We start from the raw sequence: 20,107 nt of genomic DNA on the forward strand, positions 1-20,107 counted from the left end.
CGGCTGAGGTTCGGCCAGCTCGCGGTAAATCTCCGCATCCTCCCCCCACGTTTTAATGGCCGAAATGCGCCCTTCCGCCCAGCTCCAGCCCTCGTCCTCGGCCACCTGCTGCGCCAGCGCGTGCAATTTTTCACGGGCAAGACGCTCCAGCATCGCCGGTTCGGTCAAAAAGCCCTCGTCGGTAAACAGGTCGAATTTGAAGGTGCCCCCTGCCGCTTCGTAGGCCTCGCGCCCGACGAACGCCAGCTGGTTGTTGTCTCTGGCCGAGACTTCGCCTTTCAGCACCGCCTCGCGCAGATGCTGCGGCGCAGCCGCCCAGCCGTGCGCGTTTTCCCAGACGTCACACTGTCGTTGATGATCGTCGGTGGCTGACAACGCCTGCAGCTGGTCGAGGGTGATCTGGTCGTCGGCCAGTGCATCGAGCAGCACCGGCGCCATCGTTGACAGACGCAGACAGCGTTGAACGTGGCGTGTGCTGAACCCCAGCAGATCGCCGATCTGTGCCGGGGTTTGACCGTCTGCCGACAGGTCGCGGAACGCCGTGACTTGATCGGCCGGGTGCATCTGCTCGCGCTGGCTGTTCTCCATCATCGACACCACGCGCGCCATCGCCTTGCTGACGACAAGCACTTCAACCGGGTAGTCGTCGGTCACGATGCCGTCCGGGGTGGTCTTGTCGGCGTCGTTCTCAAGTGACATCAACCAGCGCAGCGCCAGCGTGCGCCGCTCACCGGCGGCGACGCCGTAGCGGCCATCGTCCAGCTCGAACACGACCAGATTCATCAGCAGACCGGCTGAACGGATGGAAGCGGCCAGCCCCTCGATCGACGTCTGCGAGGACTTTTTCTTACGCACGTTCAGGTCAGTCAGCACCAGCTGGCCAAGCGTGGCGGTTTTGCGTACGGCCTTGGCCAGCGCCGCCTCGATTTTTTCCGTAAGCGCGTTTTTCTTGGTAGTTTTGGCCAGACGGGTTGTCTTGCCCTTGGTTGGTGCTTTAGACTCAGTCATAGACATGGTGTATCTCCGTTGATAATTGCCTGTTGAGCCAGCGTCAGAAATGGGGTTTCCGCGCTGGCGGTGAGAAAGCGGCAGCGATGCCGCTTTTTTATTGCCCTGAATTCATGCTCCAGTGGGTCATCGTCATCTGATCGCTGGCAGCCACCGGCCAGCCCCCGACGATCCACACCGAAATGGTGTCGAAATCCCCAAAGTCCGCAAACACCTCTTCCGCCCCTGCCGGTACGACCGGCGGTTCAATAGTGCCGGTCGAGCGACCGCACACCGCCTTCACATAGCAAAACAGGTCATACACCTGCGGTATGGTCAGGGCACTGCTGGTTTGTGCAGATGCTGCTGTAGGCTTCGTTGTCGCGCCTTGGACGTTTTGTTGAGCCATGTTGAAATCCTCCGTGGGGTGATAACTGATGCCGCTGTGAGTATTCGCCGTCGCAATAAACTGATTCAGCACGGCGATGAGCGGCACCAAGGGGCGGAGACAAAAAGTTTTTTTGAACGAAGGGAGGAAAAAGTTTTTGGCGGAGTTCATACACCCCTTGGTGTTTAAGCGAGGCGTTGTGCTGTTATCAGTTGCGGCGGGAAGACTGACTGCGGCTAAAGCACCCTGGAAGGTTGAATATGGATCAACCCGACACGACGGCGCGACAGCGGCCGGAGGGGCGTCAACAGCGTCCTGCAGCCTGGCTGCAGGACAGTGAGTGCGGCGCCGGCATCGCCGGCTGCAAGCGGGGTTGCGTCAGCGATGGACGCCCGAAGGGTGGCGACGGCTCGACGACGCCATGCGCAGCACGACAGCGCGCCCGGACGCCCAAATTACGCCAAATATGCAAAGTACAAGTAGAAGTGAGCGTTATCACCGACGACGCAGTTCTGCACAACGCCTCACATGCAGAAGGCACGCCAAAAACTCGAATTATCCAACCTGGTTGCCGTCACCAGCGCCGTCCAGGTGAGGCTCACAATGGCCATGATGGGCCTGCACATTGATTTGCGCGAGGAGCGCCCACGAGTGGCATAGTCGTTACTGATTTCTGTATTTAAAGAAATATGATTTTCATTAAATACAGATAATCGTAATGATAGCTTTCAAACGGTACGCAGGGAGTTACGGCTCGACAGCAATGATGAGTCGTAACCTGCCTGCCCTACCGTCTCACCATAAACGCAAAAGCGTTTAATCTTAAAATCGCATAATCGTAAAACAGTAAATACAGAATTACTCTTTTCCGTATTTATCATATAACAGCTCGCGCACCTCATCGGCGATCTTGGTGCCCCTCAGGGCACAGGCAGACTTGATGGCCTTATGCAGGCTCTCCGGGATATCAATCGTGAGTCGCTTCATTTTCTCGACCGGCTGCAGTGGTGCTTCTTCGACAGCGCGACTTTCCACCCAGGCATCCGCACTGGGTGCAGGTTTGGTTGGCTTGGCACCGAAAGTCACTTTTTTCCCACTCATACTTATTGCTCCAAAATTTCGTTAACCAGGGCGCCGATCTCTTTTGACGCCGCCGAATCCGGCTCTAGCTCGAAGACGGCTTTACCGACCGCAGCGGCCTCAGCGAAAATCACGCGCTGTGAAACCGTGGCCTTCAGCACCGGCGTTTCATACGTTGACAGCGCCTCGCCCACATCGCGGCCTATCGCAGTATTTACGATTTTACGATTAACCGCAAATACAGATTTAAGGTTTTCTTTATAAATCTTGGCTTCCTGGATCAATGTGACCACTTCCTGTGCCGCCCACACGTCATACGGACTGGGCTGAACAGGGATCACCACCAGGTCTGCCGCCATAATGGCGGAACGGGCCAGATCCGTGACGCGGGGTGGGCCATCAATGATGATGTGGTCATAATCCTGGGTGAACTTGCCGATATCCTTGTGCAGCGTGGCGCGCGGCAACCCCAGCACCGGGAAAGCGGACTCATCTTCCCGTGCTGCCGCCCAGTCCAGGGCGCTGCCCTGAGGATCGGCATCAAGCAGCAATACGCGTGCGCCATCCGCCGCCAGACGGGCAGCAATATTGACGCTGAGAGTGGTTTTGCCAACTCCCCCTTTCTGGTTCAGTACAGAGATAATCATCAGGTACTCCTGGTATGAGTTATTACGATTTTCAGTAAAACCGTATTTCTGCAAACTAACAATTACGATTCAATTGCAGTGTATGCATAAGCACGGGCAAGGTCAATACTGAAATCATCAAATACGCTTTTCCGTAAAATCGTATTTGAGATTGATCGTAAAACCAGAGAGTTATCTTAGAGAAGGGAGCGCCAGCAGCCCCCGCGCTTCATCAACGGGCAGGGAGAAAGCCAGATCCGGCGTGACATCCAGGGCGAAGATCCGGGTATAGATTTCGGTATTTTCCAGGCGCTTGTGGCCCATCAGCGCCTGGACCTGTTTGACGTGCACATCGTTCATCAGCAGATGCATCGCATAGCTGTGGCGGAACGTGTGCGGGGTGATGGGGCGCACCGAAAAAGTCACGCCATCCTGGGCGGCCCGGCGAACCGCCGCCCGCAGCCAGTTACGCGGCGTCTCCTGACTGGCCACATCCCACATCGGCGTCGCCCGGCGTGTCAGCAACTTGAATGTCGCAAAATAGCCCTGCAGCCGGCGCACATATCCCGCATCCGGCAGCGGCACCGCCCGGAACGGAGCCTCACGCCGCTGCTGTTCTTCCTTGGTCGGCCGGCGCCGCGGCCGGGGCGCGCGTTGCTTCAGGGTGCGCAGCCGGACAAACGGCAGATCGCCGTTGAAGAAAACATCCCCCGGTGTCAGCGCCAGGGCTTCATTAATGCGGGCGCCGGTGTTCCACAGGGTTTCGATCAGCATGCGCTGGCGCAGATCGGGCAGGTAGTCGAGCAGCACCGCAATTTCCGGCGCCAGCAGGTAGCGGGGCACATCCAGTGAGGCAGCCTGGGCCATTTCGCGCAGCCGCACGGCGCGCGCGAAGCCGCCAGGCAGACTGATCGCGCTACGTGAAATCTGTCCCATCTCGAGGGGGATGATACTCAATTTTTCATTCTCCGCTACCTGCTCAATTTTCGGCCTGCAAAGCCCCTTCTCGCAACCAAACCTGCCAGGCCATACTTCAGACCACTATTGTGCCGCGTCAGCCCCGGCGCCGTGAAGCCGAATAAATCGGTGATCGGTCAGGACAGCATCGCATAAAAATTGGGGAAAAAACGTAATGTGCGTAAAAAACACAATCATCAATGACGCCGGGAGGCGCCGACATGACAGGCATAACGCGAACGCCGTCCCTAACCCGCTGTGACATAAGGGGAAATCGGCCGGGAGCCCGCCGGGCAGGGCGGTTGGGGAGTCTACCGGTAATGCCCAATCACAGACAGGAGAGAGTTGAGCTTCAGCCTGACAGATAACTGCTTGTTTAAACGAGTGGATGGTACCAATACCAGAAAATGAAAATGTCTTCATTTTCTGGTACGGTATTTTCGTTATGCGTATTTGAAATAGACTTCCGACAGCTCATGTTCAACGCCATCAATCAATGCTTTTGAGCGCTCACCAAGCAGGTTACCATTGACATCAGTGATGTCTACTATGTCGAAGTTTAAATAGAGTTTTTCAATATTCAACTCAGCTAATGTGAAAAGCTCACCTGTATTGACAACACCATCCTTATTTTTGTCAACCCAAACACGCAAGTCCGCATAAATTTCATTATCTTTATCAATAAAGCCTCGTCTTAACGTGTCAAACTCGGCCAGCTTATAGAATCCATCCATTCGACCTTTGCCACCAAACAAATCATTAATGTCAGTGACTGTTTCATCCCGGTTTTTACTAAGTACCAAGAACCCTGAATTAGGCTCAATCCATGCAGACGTCACGGGGAAACCTACACCCAACAAATCAAATTCGACCGAATGGTCAAAAATGGAGGTGGTTTTGATTCCTTTACCATCCAGGTCAATCACAAGAGGAGATATTAACCCCATATATTGAACAACGATTTGTTTGACGGGTTTTTCACATGTTCCCAGGCTTAATGTCACAGCCTTGATAACGTCCCAAGCATCGTTGGATTCTCCCCAACCCTTTTCATAGGCGACACCCATGGTTTGCTTGACCTTGGCATCGATACACGGCTGCGCCCATTCAGGTAGCTGTTGAGGTCGCCACTTGTCACCCGTGATAGCCACTCTGACCACTTCTTTGCGTTGGTAGCTGTCTCCGGAACAGAGTAAGTTGCTGGCGTGCGCATAAATACTCAGTGCTGTATGAGGTTTCAGATAATTTGGCAACTGTGCACGGCCCAGTGCTGTCTTGTTAAATATTTGCATCCCGAAATCAACGCAATTTCCACAGGCAAGAGCATAGCTCAGGTTACCGTTTAAGGTTTCCCTGTTTGCTTGTGAGGCAAAAGCCAAAGCCTGATCGAAGTCATGCTTTGAGATATTAACCCGCTTGAAATCATGTGGGGATAGTATTTGTATCCTGCGCTGGTTGTCACTTTCTTCTTCATGAATGCCAGAGGGTTTTCCATCTGCAGTTTTCATATTGGCACCAAAAGTACCTTTGTTAATGCCATTGCCATCGATAAAGGTAAAATTCACATGTCCCAAAGGCGTCTTTTGTCCGTCACCGGATGAATTGGCAAAAAACTGGTTAACACGAATATAGGGTTCCGCCATAATAATATCTCCTTATTTTTTATTGCGAATGACTAACACTGACTGTGTGTCAGTGTCAACGATTGTCGAAAATGTTTCAGGTGCATTTTTATTACAATCAAGTATGTGTCGCGAAGATTCAGCGTATTCAGCTAAAAAAGGTATTCTAGGATTCGGGTAGCCACTCATCTTTCGCGCTTTTTCTAATGGTGTTAACGAGGCGCAGGGGTTTTCTAATGCTTTAATTATTTTTTGCTTATGTGATAAGTTAGAAAAAATGAAAGGCGCCATTTTATAAACGAAACACGAGGTGGGTACATCATGCATAAGACCATTTTTACACTGATGTTTTTGTATGAGTGGATTCTCTTTTGTAATTACTCGCTGTGTCGTAGTTTCCGTGATGAAATCTTTAGATTTTTTAATATCTATCTTTATCAGCTGGTTTCCACGTTTAATATAATATTCGGTGTCCAATATTGAAACTGAGACATCTTCGACTAATGAACACCCCCCGATTAATGCTTCTTTCAGAGTTTCATCTTTCCCATTACAAAGGTGTACTGACACTTTACCTCTAGGATCGTTGATTATTCCTTTTGCATAAGCCTCATAAATATTCTTTCCGGTAACTGATTCAATAGCGGCTGAGGTTGCTGCATCTTGGACGGCCAGTGACGGGATGAAATAAAATGGATCGGCGAATGATGAATAGGCATTTACTCCCCCAGAAAACAGCATACTAAGAAAATAACATAGTTTCCTACTAAAAACGGACATGACTCCACTCCTTGAAAACACTGTATAGATAAACAGCTATCTGTATTCTACTTAAACGGCTGCACCCTGTCAATGAATGATAATCATTATCATTCGCACTTTTTGCCATGTGATGCTCAACTAAAATGCATAGCACTTATGCATCCTCAAACTTCAATAAGTTGAGTACGATTTACTGCTGTGCGTCGACTAACACAGATGGTCTAATTGGATTTGTCACGACGGCTATGTTTAGCGTCACACGTTTGAAAACCTCCATGCTCGCGTTTATCGGCTTTATTGCTCACATTAACTGCAAATCAAAATTCACCTCTGGACATCACAATTTTTTTTTGAGTATACCACAACAAGACAAAACCATGAGACGCTTTTTACGTCTCATTAGGGTTGTTTTCAATGTATCCTCGTGCTAGCTTTCGTCCATCTAGAGGCAAATGAGACATTTCAAGCAAATATGGCCGTTATGTATGGGTACGCCCGCGTTTCAACCAACGATCAGGACCTGGCCTTACAAACTCAAACCCTGCGCGATGCCGGTTGCGAAATTATTCGTGCAGAAAAAGCCAGTGATGCCAGCCGAAAGGGGCGTTCCGAATTGCAACTGTTGCTGGACTTTCTGAGACCAGGAGATACCCTTACCGTCACGCGGATTGATCGCCTCGCCCGCAGCATCAAAGACCTCCAGGACATTGTTTTTGCCCTGAACCTGAACGGCGTCACCCTCAAGGCGACGGAACAACCTGTCGATACACGTACCGCTGCCGGCAAAACCTTCCTCGATATGCTGGGTGTTTTCGCCGAATTTGAAACCAATCTGCGCCGTGAACGTCAGTTGGAGGGGATCGCGGCGGCGAAAGCGCGCGGTGTCTACCGCGGCCGCAAGCCCTCCATCGATCCGGCCGAAGTCCATCGCCTCTATGTGGATAAAAAAATGGGGGCAACCGCCATCGCCCGGAAGCTTGGGATTGGTCGGGCATCGGTCTACCGGGCTCTGGATGCCTATGGCCAGCCGGCGTAAGGTTATCCCTGCGGATTCGTTGCTGCAATTGCGGCAGCGGCTTGATCTTCTGCCCCCGAAAAGCCCTGAACGGGCCGCTCAGATTGCGTCTGTCGCCGATCTGTACGGCGTTTCAGCCACCACTGTGTATCGGGCTCTCCGGCGTGACCTGAAACCGCATGCCGCCCACCGACGCGATCATGGCAAACCCAGGGTGTTGTCTACCTCGGAGCTGGAGCTGTATTGCGAGGTTATTGCCGCCCTGAAACTGCGTACCACCAACAAATCCGGTCGTCACCTGTCGACGTCCAGAGCGATACAATTACACGAAGAGCACGGGGTCGAGGTTGGTCAGGGGCTGATCAAAGCGCCACCAGGATTGCTACATCGTCAGACGGTGGACCGTTACATTTCCCGTTTTCGCCTCGACCAGGCCCGTTTATTACGGGAACCGCCGGCCGTCAGGTTTCAGGCGGAATACAGCAATGACTGCTGGCAGTTCGATATGTCTCCATACGATCTCAAACATATTGAACGTCCAGAATGGGTTGATCCCGCCAAAGGCGTACCGACGCTGACGATATTCAGCGTCGTGGACGATCGCAGTGGCGTCACTTATCAGGAATATCGATGCGTTTACGGTGAAGACGCCGAATCGGCATTGCGCTTTCTGTTCAATGCCATGGCACCAAAATCGCTTCCGGAACCTCATCTGCAGGGACGCCCGAAAATGCTGTATCTCGACAACGGCCCCGTGGCCAAAAGCCGGGTATTCAGTAACGTGATGCGGGATTTGCATATTGACTGGCAAACACATACCCCCGCCGGCAAGGACGGCACCCGCACCACGGCTCGCGCCAAGGGCAAGGTTGCGCGCCCATTCCGGACAGTCAAGGAAGCGCATGAAACCCTTTACCACTTCCATAAGCCGGAAACCGAGCACCAGGCCAACGAATGGCTCTGGCGTTACCTGACGCAGTACAACAACCAGCGCCACCGCAGCGAGAAGCGCTCCCACATCGAAGACTGGGTGGCGAATTTACCGCCAGAAGGAGTGCGGGATATGTGTACCTGGAAGCAGTACCGCCGCTTTGCCCGTGAACCGGAGTCTCGCAAAGTTGGGGGAGATGCCCGCGTGACGGTCGACGGCACCGTCTATGAAGTTGAACCGGATATGGCCGGCGAAACCGTTATTCTTCAATGGGGCCTGTTTGACGACGAGATGTTCGTGGAGTTCGACCATGAATGAAGCCTGGGGCCCCTATTTCCCGGTGTCGGGTCCCGTACCCCTTCACCAGTATCGGACATTTCGTCGGGGGAAAACGGCCGAACGGTCGGATCGTATCCATTCCCTGGCCGTCCTGCTGAATGTCCCCATCAGCGCGCTGTCCGGCAGTGATCTTCACCTGATCAACAGTCCCCAATCCGTCGACGAATTAAAACACCAGCCGTTTGATACCACGGAGTCTGAATACGTCTTTCCGACGGTTATCGCCGCCAAGCTGGCCATTGCCGATGACCTGGCAACGCCGCTGGCCAAACTCTCGGACGACAACCGGGCATTTATCGATGGCGTTCTGACGCAAACGCTGATCCGCCGAGAGGTCCTTGCCCGTATCAGGGAACACTTCCGCAACCGATTATCAGGAGCAGACCATGCGGGTTGAGGTAATGGAGCATTATGGGCTGACGCAGCTTGTTACACAGGCCGGCTATTATGAAATCACCCACCATAAGCAACTTATCAAGGATATCCGTGGCGCCATTGAAGAAGGTCGTCTGGTTGCCTTCTGCGGCGTGGTGGACAGCGGCAAAACCGTCACGCTTCGCCGACTGCAGCAACTCCTCAGAGAGGAAAAGAAAGTCATCGTGGCCAGGTCGCTGTCGGTAGAAAAGCAGAACATTAAACTTGCCACGCTGATCAACGTGCTCTTTTACGATCTGACTCAGGACAAGGTGGTCCAAATCCCCAAACAGGGCGAGCGTCGTGAGCGGGAACTGCAGAAACTGGTAAAGAAGGGCAAACGCCCGGTTGCGCTGTTTGTCGATGAAGCGCACGACCTGAACGGTCATACGCTTATCGGACTCAAGAGACTGATGGAAACCGTGGAGGATGGCGGGGGCCGATTGTCAGTCGTGCTGGCCGGTCACCCCAAATTGCGTAACGATCTGCGCCGCCCGACCATGGAAGAAATTGGCTACCGTACCGATATCTTTACCCTGGATGGCATCTCCGGCAGCCAGAAGGAATATATTCACTGGTTGCTCAGTGCCTGCGTGGAACACTGCAAACCGGAAGATATCCTGACGACCGAAGCCATCGAACTGCTGCTGAGAAACTGCGCACGCCATTGCAGATCCAGTTGCACTGACGCTGGCCATGGAAGCCGGTTATCAGACCGGAGAGAAGCCGATAACGGCATCGCTGATTGAGTCGGTACTCTCGCGGCAGCTGAACGACCTTGAGCCGACCCTGACGCGTCATGGATATCGTCTGAAAGAAATGGTGGAACTGTTTGACGCCAGGCCGGCGGAAATCCGGGCCTTCTTCAACAATCAGCTCGACCCGGTGCGATCGTCAGAATTTCGGGACCGGCTGCTGGCCATCGGGCTGCCAATTTGATGGTTTACAGGCAAGTAAGTTGCCTTCGCCAGTGCCAGAGGCAACTTACTTGCTTTCAGATCTGACCGATCTGAAATCAGATCCTCATCTATTGTCAAAGGAATGGTTAATAATGAATAAATACATGATAGCATTGGGTATTTTAGGTTTGACGGCGACTAATATCGCCCTGGCTCAAAATGAGAAAGGACCTTACGCGGTTAATTTTGATGCCGATAGCGTAACTGTCAGCACCTCGCTGGGTTGGCTTGCGGCGAGTCCAAAGAGTATGTCTATGAAGCCCATACAGGCAGAAAAATCAGCGAGCTCAACTGGAAGATCAACAATACGGCCATCATTAAAGGCGATATATCCTGGGATCCGTTTTTCTGGCTGACGCTGAATGCAAGGGGCTGGACTACACTGGCCTCCAGTGGATCTGGAATGGATGATTATGACTGGCTGGATGCCAGTCAGTCACATTGGACTCACTGGTCAAACAGTCCGAGTACCCGCCTTAATCATGCTAATGAATTTGATGTCAATGCCAAAGCCTGGCTGGTAAAACGCCCTGATTATAAAATAGGCGCGGTAGTTGGTTACCAGCAGACCCGTTTTAGCTGGACGGCTTTTGGCGGTCACTTCCAGTATGATAATGGCAATTACGTCGGCGATTTTCCTCGCGGAGAACGCGGCATTGGCTACCAGCAAAAATTCAGTATGCCGTACGTCGGTCTGGCTGGCGGCTATCGGTACCGGGATATCAAGTTTAACGCGTTGTTGAAGTTCAGCCCCTGGGTTAAAGCCAAAGACAACGATGAACACTATATGCGTGATTTGACCTTCCGTGAAAAGACCAGCGGCTCCAACTATTATTCGGCCTCGGTGGATGTAGGTTATTACGTCACCCCTAATGCCAAAGTATTTACCGAGTTTACCTGGAGCAAATACTCCCAGGGTAAAGGAGGGACGGAGATAATTGACCGTGTGAGTGGCGAATCAGACCATCTGGGCGGCGATGCAGCAGGCATAGAAAATAAAAACTATAGTCTAACAGCGGGCCTGCAGTATCGCTTCTGAGTGGGCGGTTAATATCCGGATGTAAAAGACCACCTCCTGAGGAGGTGGCTTTACACGACGCCCCCTAAAAGGGGCCATTTTCGAGTTAATCCTGCAACAGCTCCATCTGCTGTTCGATCTCTTGGTCCTTCTTATCCTGATGCTTCACGTATCGCCTGATAATTTCTTCGTTTACCCTACCGTATCGACAAAGTATCCCCTTGCCCAAAAATGATTGCCCCACAACTTCTTTCGTATATGTGGGAAACGATTGTAAAGCCGGATTGCACTGCGTCCTTTCAGGACGCCCATCAACGTCGAAATCGATAGCTTCGGGGGGACTATCACGAACAGATGCACATGATCTGGCTGAATATTTAGCTCAAGAACTTCACAGTCCTTCATGTTGCAGAGGATATAAATTGTTCGGTAGAGCTCTTTGCCCACCTTGTCGCGGAGGATTTTAAATCGATACTTCGGCGTCCAAACCAGGTGGTATTTGCAACGCCAGAACACATATGATGAACTCCTGTATAAACCCATGTTGGTGATTTCCTTCTTACTTGTGGTGAATAAGCTGGAATATTCCGGCATGGGTTTCCTTCAGGCTAGAGCCTCACAGGTTCAGTCACCACCTCCTTAGGAGGTGGTTTAAGGCTTACAATCAAAAAATCATGAGACATTTATGTGTCTCATGATTTGTCTTGTTGTGGTATACCCAAAAAGAACGATGGGTGGCGTCGGGAGGTGAATTTTGATTTGCAGATATTGTGAGCACGGGAAGGATGATTGCGAGCATGAAAAGATAAACGCGAGCATGGGGGTTTTCAAACGCGAGCCGCTACAAATACCGATCGAATTCTGACCCACCCTGCCAAAGTAAAACTGACCCACCCCCTTTGAATTATTAGAGCATTGCTGCTTTCGTTTTCTTCTGGAGTTGACCGCTTTTCAGCTTATCTTTCAGTCGATAGCTTTGGCCGCTGATTTGCGCGATATGCGCATGGTGAAGCAGCCGATCCAGCATCGCTGACGTCAGCGCCTCGTCATCACCAAACGTTACGGACCACTGCGTAAACGGCAGGTTGCTGGTCAGGATCACGCTGCCTGACTCATAGCGGCAGGTCGATAGGGACAAACCTGTAAGTCTGCAGGCACGACGTTGAGACAGACCGGTCGCATCACTCATAAACTCAACAGCTTCCCGCTTCTGCTCTGTCGTCAGTACTTTCGCCCCAGAGCCACTTGAAGTGCCTCCTTATCCAGCATGGCTTCGGCAAGTAGCTTCTTGAGTCTGGCATTCTCTTCCTCAAGCGACTTCAGGCGCTTAACCTCGGGCACCTCCATACCACCATACTTCTTACGCCAGGTATAAAAGGTGGCATCGGAAATGGCGTGCTTGCGGCAGAGCTCACGGGCAGAAATCCCGGCTTCAGCTTCGCGGAGGATACTGATGATCTGTTCATCGGAAAAACGCTTCTTCATGGGGATGTCCTCATGTGGCTTATGAAGACATTACTTACATCACGGTGTATTAATCAACGGGGAGCAAGTCACCTTACGCAGCGTGAAATACCTGGGTCGCAACCTGAAACACTCACCGGTGGCGGCTGCGCAGCTAAGCCACTATCGCGGTGATGCACTGGTACAACAGAAGGAGATACCGCAGTATGAATATACTATTGGTCAGCAGTTACTGACGCTCCCTTGCGTCGCCCCCTGACTGCATGTCTGCTTTCCATTCAGTTAGGCGATGAAAAACAGTATGGAAGCAGCCGAGATTTTTCAGCGGCAACAGGTCTGGTTCCAAGGCAACACGGCATGGAGGAACTAACCACATTGCTGGAGATCAGTAAACGTGGCAACAAAAAATTCAGAACATTGTTGGTACACTGAGCCAGAGTATGTCTAAGTACGCTAGAACATCGAGTCGGCCAAATTGCCGACTGTGTCTATAACATTTTACCCCACAAAATTAACTCTATAATCATCTTCATTCTGGCAAATAATTTGGCCAGGATAGTATGGACACTGACTATCAGGGATTAGCTATTTAAATCATAACTGTCGAGGATTTTAACTATTAGATATTAAATTACCTGGTTTTGCGAATGCTGATTACTAATGATATAAGCAGCCAAGCGGCCTGATGAATAACCTGTGGTTAAGAGAGAGTTTTTAAGTTTATCGGACACAGACGTAGTGTCTATTCAGATGCCGGATATATTAATGCAAGCCTAAAATATAGGTGTTGCAAAAACGGGAGTGACCACAGATTCTTAACCATAAACTATGCTGTAAATTGTCTCCTGCGGCGGCTGTGTTATCGTCGTGCCGGAACGGCAGATCGCAGGCATTGTCTGCCACTAGTATGTGGCACTGTCGGAACACAATGGCTCCGACAGAGTTTCTGTCTCGTCAGGTGGAATATTTATTTTAATCAGCGTCAAAAAAAATTCGCTCTATTTGGTGTATATCGTTTAATGTGAAGAAGTGTAATCTATTAAACTCTTCCAGATATTTATTAACCATGGCTTTCACTATTTTTATACTTAAAAATTCAGAAGTTGGCTTCTCTGAATTATTAATGGTTTTTCTTATCCATAAAGGATAGTCAATGGAATTTTCTTTAGTGAACCTTTCAATAAAACTAAAACTTTTCATTGGGAATAGCGAGGGGGTTAAAGTGATTGTTTTATTAAGTGAGTTTTTTAAGTTTTGTATAGCATCGCTATTTAGACAAAACTGGCAAATGAATTCCTTTACGCCGAGTTGATGCTTCTGATCTAACCAGAAAACCTCTTCATTTAGTGATTTCGTTTCTTTATGAAAATCAGGATAACAGCTTGAAATTATTGAGATCCCCTCAAAATTTTTTTTATAATACTCGATTAAATCAATGCTGTAATTAAAGGCTGCTAACTGACTTATGGTGTGTTTGTCCCCTCTAATTAAAAAAAACGTGTCCATGCCCGCGTTTAAGTATTGCTCCGCAATATAGTTAAGTTCACATTCATCTTTATTGTTTATGGCAACATGTGGGATAATAGTAGTTTTTGTCAGATTTTTTAGCAGTAAAGAAGTGTTAAAAGTATCTTTCCAGGTTGTCGTACCAATTTCCGTGTTTACTGAATAGTATATAGGATTTAGTACATCCGTGAGATTGATAAGTGCTTCTACTTTCGCTCTGCTATTTTGGTTGGTAATTGCGTTTATCTCGAAACTAATCTTTTTATTCATCTAACATATCCTCTAGATAAATTATTTTAGTGAATGCTCTATTTTGTTATTGGGTTTCTACATCGTAACCTCAGACTTTCTAGTTCCTACATCATTTGGCGACATCCCAAGTCACGTACGTCCCGTCTTAGGATAGACAGCCCTCAACGCACGTCATGTCAAACAGTATCAGCCTGACTATCGATGGTGGTTTCATCAAGCCACTCCGCCAGAATTCACCCCAGAAATCGTCTTTCATCAGTAAGAGCTCGGATCACAAGCTCCTTAATGGTTTTTCAGACGAAGCGGATGTTTTATGCACGTTGATCCAAATAACAAAGGCGAGAGCGACATCGCGGTGAACAATGTGGTCGACCTGTTGCTTAAGGTGTAAAGACAGCGAAGATGACCACCGGCGTTAACCATACAGCGCGCAGATTTTTCCCGCTGAGCATAGCTCCCTTGCTTAGTGGGTATTTTGTCAGGAAGTAATACCTCGAGAAAATAATGACTCAGGACAAAGCTGCAGTCGTCCGGAACTTCATCCCACCCGAAGCGGAAAAACAAGTGCTTGACTTTAAAGTATGCAATCTGAATGATGTAATACATTTTCGCGTGAAGCGCTCGACAGCTGCAGGCCAGCGCCAGTTCGGATTCATTGAATGCCAGAATCTCCAGTCTCTGAGCATCATCGAAATCCGGGAGAGCATACAGCGCTTCCTGCTCGGCACTGTTTAAAACCGCAAATCTTTCATTTTTGACTGTTGCTTGGCTACAAGTTGTCATCCTGACTCCAAAAATAATGTCCTTAAGACGGACGGCAAAAATTAATTCTGATATCCCTGTGAAAATCACTGCTGAAGTTGTCTCATATATCAGATACGGTATCAACTTCTTTCACAGCCGCTTAAACGTACACATCTATTATGGATGAATACGCATTGGCTACGCCCGATGGTCTACTGAAAAGCAAGATTTAACCGACCAGTAGGAAGTGCTGGTCAGACTCAGCATCTTCCTTGACTTGATTGACCTCGATAAAGGGTTGACCGGCTCAAACCAGCAATGGCTGGATTGAATCAGACGCTGGCTGCGTTCGTAGCGGAGATACCTTGGTGGTACCGAAACTTGATCGGCTAGCCCGTTAGTTCCCTGATGCGCATAAGATCGCCGATTCCATTATGACCAGAGGGGGGGGCTTCTAAGATCCGGCCGCCCCAATGGGGAAAATGTTTTTCAATGTGCTGGCCACTTATGCCCAATTAGAAGGCGACCTGATACGCCTGCGGACTCACAAAGTTATACCGATTGTCTGGTCGAAAGGAAAATTGAAGGGGAAGCAGCCAAAACTGTCTGAAAAAAAACAAAAAGAGCTGTGCCGTATGCGGGAAACTGGCCAGTACTCGATCAGCGATCTGGCGGAACTATTTTCAGTTTCACGCCCAACAGTTTACCGATTAATTTTGTAACATATCCTAATTTTGGAAATCTAAACCTGATAAAGCAGCCCGAAAGCTGCTTTATCAGGTTATTTACAATCGTCTGAAACCTTTACCAGGGAGGCTTTGAAAACGTTATTATTCTCAGACGAAAAAAAAGCGATTCCCTTAACCGGTTTATATTCTTTCAGTGAACAAGAGGTTAAAATCTCATCAACAGTATCGAGTTTATATTCTTTCTTGTCTGGAGAGTAAGCCTTGTTGCAAAACTTTGATAAAGTTGTGGTATCAGCTGATAACTGTGCCAGGGAAACCTCAAAGGTTTTGGTGTAATATGGTATTATCGCCAATGGATATAGACCCCTGAGATTTTTCAGTAGCATATACGGCGACATTACTAGGAGTAGACTCATTGGCTACACAGCAAAACAGGCCTGAGTTAGAGATACAATGATAGCGGAAATCTTCATATCAATTCCTTTTTGTAAGTTAGTTGTCTGGATTACTGCAGCATGCAAGATGCATATTCCTAACACTAATACAGAACTAAAACTAAACCATTTTTAAGAGACTATCCCAAAAGGATTTTTTTCCAAAAAATAATGCTACAAGCAAAATGCAGCATAGCCTCGTAGTTCTCGACCTTCTTATCCCATCGTGTTTGTACGTGGCGAAATCGATTCATCCAGCTATGCGTTCTTTCCACAACCCAACGGTGAGCCTTTAAGTCGCTCTTTTAAATTGCCTCAGACTCCTCTTTTCTCTATTGGATATGAGGTTCATAACGCCGTGCTTTCAGACAGATTTCCAGCCATGCAGCATCATAGCCTTTGTCCATCAGCCTGCGATCCAGCCTGCCTGTCTGTAGCGCGTCAAGTGTATCTTCAACAAGCTTTATGTCGTGGGTATTTGCCCCTGCGACAACCAGCGAGAGCGGAAGTCCGTTCGCGTCGGCCATCAGGCTCCGCTTTACGCACTGTTTTCCCCGGTCAGTCGGGTTGCGACCTATTTTTTTGAGCCTACAAGTGGGGATTTGGTCATACAACCATCCATCGACAACCATGACCAGTTAATGGCATCCAGACTCTCACTGACAAGCAACCCGTTTTGCCAGAAGCGTTCAAATACTCCGGCCTCCCGCCATTTCTTAAAGCGGCGGTGAGCTGAGCTTGATGAGTAAATGCCAGTGGCATTCAGGGCATTCCACTGGCAACCCGTTCTGAGCACGAAGAAAATGGCGTTCATTGCAGCGCCATTACTAACGCGTTTGCGATGCGTATCCAGCGGGTGCTGAGTTGTATGTTCCGGGATGAGTGGAGCCATTTTATCCCAGAGTTCATCACTGATCTGCCACTTGTTGCCTGCCATGTTTCGCTCTCAGAAATTTTTATTATTTATTATCCAACCATTCCTTTTGGGATAGGTTTTGATACGCATTAGGAAAGTTTAATGAAACTTACATATTACAGAAATTATTTAATCTGTTTTTTCGAATGTAGAATTAATTTTTCAATGGTTGATATCTTCATGGAAAGATGCTAAATTCTTAAGCAATAAATAATATGCTGACTTAGATAACATTGGTTTTTAGGAAAAAATAAGCATGTCCGACGTTTTAAAAACATGTCCTTATGATATCGAAGGAGTTTAAATCTATGTATACCGGGATTATACAAGGCACTGAAAAAGTTATATCAGTTATTCCAAGAAATGGATTCAAAACGCTCACACTGAGCAATGATAAAGAATTCTTCACTGATGCATTTGTCGGGGCGAGTGTGTCTATAAATGGAACTTGTCTCACTTTAACTTCGGTTGATGATATTTACGTCACATTTGACATCTCTGATAAAACCAGTTTACTGACCACTATGAAGGTTCTAAAAGCAGGGGATGAGGTTAACGTCGAGCGCGCACATAAACCAAGTAATGAAAATGGAGGTCACAGTCTTTATGGCCACATTGGAGGCATTGCAACAGTTCTATGTGTGGAACAGAGAGGAGGAACAGCCACTATGAGGCTTGAACTTCCAGAGGACATAGTTCGTTATTTCTTCGATAAGGGATTTATAGGAATGCATGGTGCCAGTCTGACGGTTCATAGTGTTGATCGAATAAATAATCAACTCAGCGTTAATCTTATTCCAGAAACTTTACGCTTGACTAATCTCGGTCAGTTATCGCCTGGAGACAATATCAACATTGAAGTTGACCATATGACAAGAGTAATGGTAGATGTCATATCTAGCACTATGGTTAACGGAGGATTATAAAATTATTAATCCCCTCCCGTTTTTATGCTGCTAATAACCTTAAAAAAATAAATATATGCATGGGTAGGGGGTAGATATTTACAGTGAAAAAATATACAGCTACAGGTATTTATTTGCGAAATATTCGCTCATTACATAACATATAATTATAACGATTTTCAATTTAAGATCTGACATCAGTAGTTTACCAGGGTCACCTAAAAAGCAAACTTGTTCAGAATTATCACTGCGACACAAAAACATCCTATTTTTGTTGCTTTATGCTTCCTGTTGATAAAGTAGGGAAATATGAAAGCACAGCGTTCTTTATGGTATCTCCAGTTTCTTACATAACGAATTGACTCATGTCTCTTTCGTTCCCATCGATACCATTGCGAGTAGCAATTTTATAAGGCTAGGTACAAAGGGCTTCATTTCCTTTGGCTTGTAAATTAAATTCATCACTAACAACATATTAACCACTTATTTCTCATATCATTCTACTTATAAGCTAACAAGCCTTAAGGGTATTGAATCAAATTGTGTAACTGGGTTGTTGTATAAAGTCATTTTCTAAGAACCTGTAAAATTTTAAAAAGTGATTCTTTCAATTATGCCGATTCAAAAGAATTGATAAAAATCAATCAGAACGTGGTATCCAAGAGGTCATAAAACATTAAAAAAAAGAATAAAATTCACCAGCAACATCATTTTTATTTTGTACCCCCTAGTCATGACAGAAAAATTACTGTAAAGTACAAATCATTCTAAAATTTGAGGGATCAAATTATGTCTAAAAAATTCATTTTACTTTCACTTTCTGTAATCTCGATGGCTTTATCGGCATGTGATGATAATAGTCACTTCAATATAAAAGAGAATGAGCCAAAAGTTTTTTATTCTGATGAGAAAATTTTCTACTCCGGTGATGTTAGTGAGTCTGGGTTAAAAAAAGTCCAGGATTTATCAAATAACTACACGACAACATTAGTAATTAATAGCCGTGGAGGTGACATCGTTCCTGGCATGAAGTTAGGCGAATTGGTGTTCGACAAGAAGTGGAACGTACAGGTTCAGGATTATTGTTTTTCTTCATGTGCAAACTACATTTTCCCTGCCGGAAGTACAAAGTACCTGTCCAAGGGAAGTCAACTGGGATGGCATGGCGGTGCGACCCAGCAGTTTAGTGATGATATTGTTCCTAAAGAGCAGGGCGATAGAAAAAGATTTATTCAGACGCTTATCGAACTAATTAAATTAGAAAATAATTTTTTCAACAAAATCAAAGTAAATCAACTATCTACAGTTTATGGGCTAACGGCAGATAATTACCTTGAGATGCTGAAATCACATAATAAAAATTGCAAAGGATGGAGCTATTCAATTGATGGCTTATCCGCATTTGGCATCAATAATATTGTACTGCTAGATGGTGAATGGCATCCAAGCCCATCCTATGAAAATAGTTGCATACATACCTTTGAAAAAGTCTTAATAAAATAACGATAAAAAGTCGCTATTGCATGCTTTGGACTGACCCCACGACCGTAGACATATCCTGTCCTCACGACGAGGCCCGTTCAAAGGCCTCCGGACTGACGCCGCCAAGGTGACTGTGACGCCGGGCCCGGTTGTAGAACACTTCAATGTAATCGAAGATATCCGCCCGGGCCAGATCCCGGGTTTTGTATATTCTCTTCCTGATGCGTTCTTTTTTCAGTGAACTGAAGAACGATTCGGCCACCGCATTATCCCAACAGTTGCCACGCCGGCTCATACTGGGTGCCAGGTTATTGGCCCGACAGAACCGTTGCCAGTCGTCGCTGCCGTACTGGCTGCCCTGGTCTGAGTGCACGATGACCTCGCTGTCCGGTTTACGTCGCCAGACTGCCATCATCAGCGCATCCAGTGCCAGTTCGCGTGAGAGGGTCGGCTTCATCGACCAACCCACCACGTTACGGGCAAAGAGGTCGATAACCACCGCCAGATACAACCATCCCTGCCAGGTCCGGAGTAGAGTAAGAGGCAGGGCGTAGTCGGACTATTTCCCTGCCTCTCCTCCCCGAACCGGACGTGCACCTTTCAGCGCATCCGGCTCT

General features: G+C 48.1%; 15 protein-coding genes and 9 pseudogenes. 8 read left to right on the forward strand and 16 right to left on the reverse strand.

All coding sequences use genetic code 11. From position 1 onward, the window contains the following. The 7 genes from ACUXAC_RS26465 to ACUXAC_RS26495 form a co-directional block, all read right to left on the reverse strand. The coding region (locus tag ACUXAC_RS26465) for a ParB/RepB/Spo0J family partition protein (protein WP_454267120.1) at window positions 1-1,014 on the reverse strand (1,014 nt) is incomplete at its 3' end. Window positions 1,015-1,105: 91 nt separating this feature from the next. Continuing rightward, complete coding sequence (locus ACUXAC_RS26470; RefSeq protein WP_454267121.1) at window positions 1,106-1,546, reverse strand: hypothetical protein; 441 nt, start codon at window positions 1,544-1,546, stop codon at window positions 1,106-1,108. Between the two features lie 687 nt (window positions 1,547-2,233). Beyond that, window positions 2,234-2,476 (reverse strand): plasmid partition protein ParG, encoded by a 243-nt coding sequence (locus tag ACUXAC_RS26475; RefSeq protein WP_033641514.1) that lies wholly within the window; start codon window positions 2,474-2,476, stop codon window positions 2,234-2,236. A 2-nt stretch (window positions 2,477-2,478) separates the two neighbouring features. Continuing rightward, window positions 2,479-3,102: a ParA family partition ATPase gene (parA, locus tag ACUXAC_RS26480; RefSeq protein WP_033641516.1), complete on the reverse strand. Its 624-nt coding sequence runs from the start codon at window positions 3,100-3,102 to the stop codon at window positions 2,479-2,481. A 171-nt stretch (window positions 3,103-3,273) separates the two neighbouring features. After that, on the reverse strand, window positions 3,274-4,038 hold the full coding sequence (locus ACUXAC_RS26485; RefSeq protein WP_454267122.1) for a tyrosine-type recombinase/integrase: 765 nt from the start codon (window positions 4,036-4,038) through the stop codon (window positions 3,274-3,276). Window positions 4,039-4,481: 443 nt separating this feature from the next. Beyond that, the gene (locus tag ACUXAC_RS26490) at window positions 4,482-5,681 is read right to left on the reverse strand and encodes a hypothetical protein (RefSeq protein WP_172690033.1); all 1,200 of its coding nucleotides are present in this window, start codon (window positions 5,679-5,681) and stop codon (window positions 4,482-4,484) included. Window positions 5,682-5,693: 12 nt separating this feature from the next. Then, window positions 5,694-6,440: a hypothetical protein gene (locus tag ACUXAC_RS26495; RefSeq protein WP_454267124.1), complete on the reverse strand. Its 747-nt coding sequence runs from the start codon at window positions 6,438-6,440 to the stop codon at window positions 5,694-5,696. Window positions 6,441-6,903: 463 nt separating this feature from the next. On the opposite strand from ACUXAC_RS26495, the gene ACUXAC_RS26500 reads away from it, so the two are divergent. From ACUXAC_RS26500 to ACUXAC_RS26515, 4 genes and pseudogenes are all read left to right on the forward strand, one after another. Further along, window positions 6,904-7,458: a recombinase family protein gene (locus ACUXAC_RS26500; protein ID WP_454267125.1), complete on the forward strand. Its 555-nt coding sequence runs from the start codon at window positions 6,904-6,906 to the stop codon at window positions 7,456-7,458. Further along, a pseudogene (locus tag ACUXAC_RS26505) lies at window positions 7,442-9,104 on the forward strand (IS481 family transposase). Before ACUXAC_RS26500 ends, ACUXAC_RS26505 begins: the two are co-directional and overlap by 17 nt. Continuing rightward, window positions 9,094-10,060, forward strand: a pseudogene (locus ACUXAC_RS26510) (ExeA family protein). The pseudogenes ACUXAC_RS26505 and ACUXAC_RS26510 overlap by 11 nt, the downstream one beginning before the upstream one ends. Before the next feature lie 112 nt (window positions 10,061-10,172). Then, window positions 10,173-11,119, forward strand: a pseudogene (locus ACUXAC_RS26515) (omptin family outer membrane protease). A gap of 85 nt (window positions 11,120-11,204) precedes the next feature. Here ACUXAC_RS26515 and tnpA read toward each other — a convergent pair. The 3 pseudogenes from tnpA to ACUXAC_RS26530 all read right to left on the reverse strand — a co-directional run. After that, window positions 11,205-11,641, reverse strand: a pseudogene (tnpA, locus tag ACUXAC_RS26520) (IS200/IS605 family transposase). Between the two features lie 364 nt (window positions 11,642-12,005). After that, a pseudogene (locus tag ACUXAC_RS26525) lies at window positions 12,006-12,218 on the reverse strand (ATP-binding protein); the annotation flags it as partial. After that, window positions 12,207-12,583, reverse strand: a pseudogene (locus tag ACUXAC_RS26530) (transposase); the annotation flags it as partial. The pseudogenes ACUXAC_RS26525 and ACUXAC_RS26530, both read right to left, overlap by 12 nt. 222 nt (window positions 12,584-12,805) lie before the next feature. Between ACUXAC_RS26530 and ACUXAC_RS26535 the strand changes: the two are divergent. Continuing rightward, window positions 12,806-12,994, forward strand: coding sequence for a transposase (locus ACUXAC_RS26535; RefSeq protein WP_454267126.1), 189 nt, complete (start codon window positions 12,806-12,808; stop codon window positions 12,992-12,994). A 540-nt stretch (window positions 12,995-13,534) separates the two neighbouring features. On the opposite strand, the gene ACUXAC_RS26540 is transcribed toward ACUXAC_RS26535, so the two are convergent. Together ACUXAC_RS26540 and ACUXAC_RS26545 are read right to left on the reverse strand one after the other, a co-directional pair. After that, on the reverse strand, window positions 13,535-14,338 hold the full coding sequence (locus tag ACUXAC_RS26540; RefSeq protein ID WP_454267128.1) for a methylenetetrahydrofolate reductase: 804 nt from the start codon (window positions 14,336-14,338) through the stop codon (window positions 13,535-13,537). Window positions 14,339-14,602: 264 nt separating this feature from the next. Further along, a complete protein-coding gene (locus ACUXAC_RS26545; protein ID WP_454267129.1) occupies window positions 14,603-15,103 on the reverse strand; it encodes a DUF4158 domain-containing protein in 501 nt (166 codons plus the stop codon). A 148-nt stretch (window positions 15,104-15,251) separates the two neighbouring features. On the opposite strand from ACUXAC_RS26545, the pseudogene ACUXAC_RS26550 reads away from it, so the two are divergent. Further along, a pseudogene (locus ACUXAC_RS26550) lies at window positions 15,252-15,786 on the forward strand (recombinase family protein). A 59-nt stretch (window positions 15,787-15,845) separates the two neighbouring features. Here the strand turns inward: ACUXAC_RS26550 and ACUXAC_RS26555 are convergent. The 3 genes and pseudogenes from ACUXAC_RS26555 to ACUXAC_RS26565 form a co-directional block, all read right to left on the reverse strand. Continuing rightward, window positions 15,846-16,106, reverse strand: a complete 261-nt coding sequence (locus ACUXAC_RS26555) for a DUF4354 family protein (RefSeq protein WP_454267134.1) — start codon at window positions 16,104-16,106, stop codon at window positions 15,846-15,848. Next, entirely contained in the window at window positions 16,072-16,203 is a 132-nt protein-coding gene (locus tag ACUXAC_RS26560) for a DUF4354 family protein (protein ID WP_454267136.1), read from the reverse strand. The genes ACUXAC_RS26555 and ACUXAC_RS26560 overlap by 35 nt, the downstream gene beginning before the upstream one ends. Before the next feature lie 124 nt (window positions 16,204-16,327). Next, window positions 16,328-17,124: pseudogene (locus ACUXAC_RS26565) on the reverse strand (IS5 family transposase). 287 nt (window positions 17,125-17,411) lie between these two features. On the opposite strand from ACUXAC_RS26565, the gene ACUXAC_RS26570 reads away from it, so the two are divergent. Next, the gene (locus tag ACUXAC_RS26570; RefSeq protein ID WP_454267131.1) at window positions 17,412-18,029 is read left to right on the forward strand and encodes a riboflavin synthase subunit alpha; all 618 of its coding nucleotides are present in this window, start codon (window positions 17,412-17,414) and stop codon (window positions 18,027-18,029) included. A gap of 768 nt (window positions 18,030-18,797) precedes the next feature. After that, window positions 18,798-19,511, forward strand: coding sequence for a hypothetical protein (locus tag ACUXAC_RS26575; RefSeq protein WP_454267132.1), 714 nt, complete (start codon window positions 18,798-18,800; stop codon window positions 19,509-19,511). A 61-nt stretch (window positions 19,512-19,572) separates the two neighbouring features. On the opposite strand, the pseudogene ACUXAC_RS26580 reads toward ACUXAC_RS26575, so the two are convergent. Further along, window positions 19,573-20,031: pseudogene (locus tag ACUXAC_RS26580) on the reverse strand (IS3 family transposase); the annotation flags it as partial. Window positions 20,032-20,107 lie beyond the last annotated feature (76 nt).

Source organism: Serratia sp. 121840015-1, from assembly GCF_053627655.1.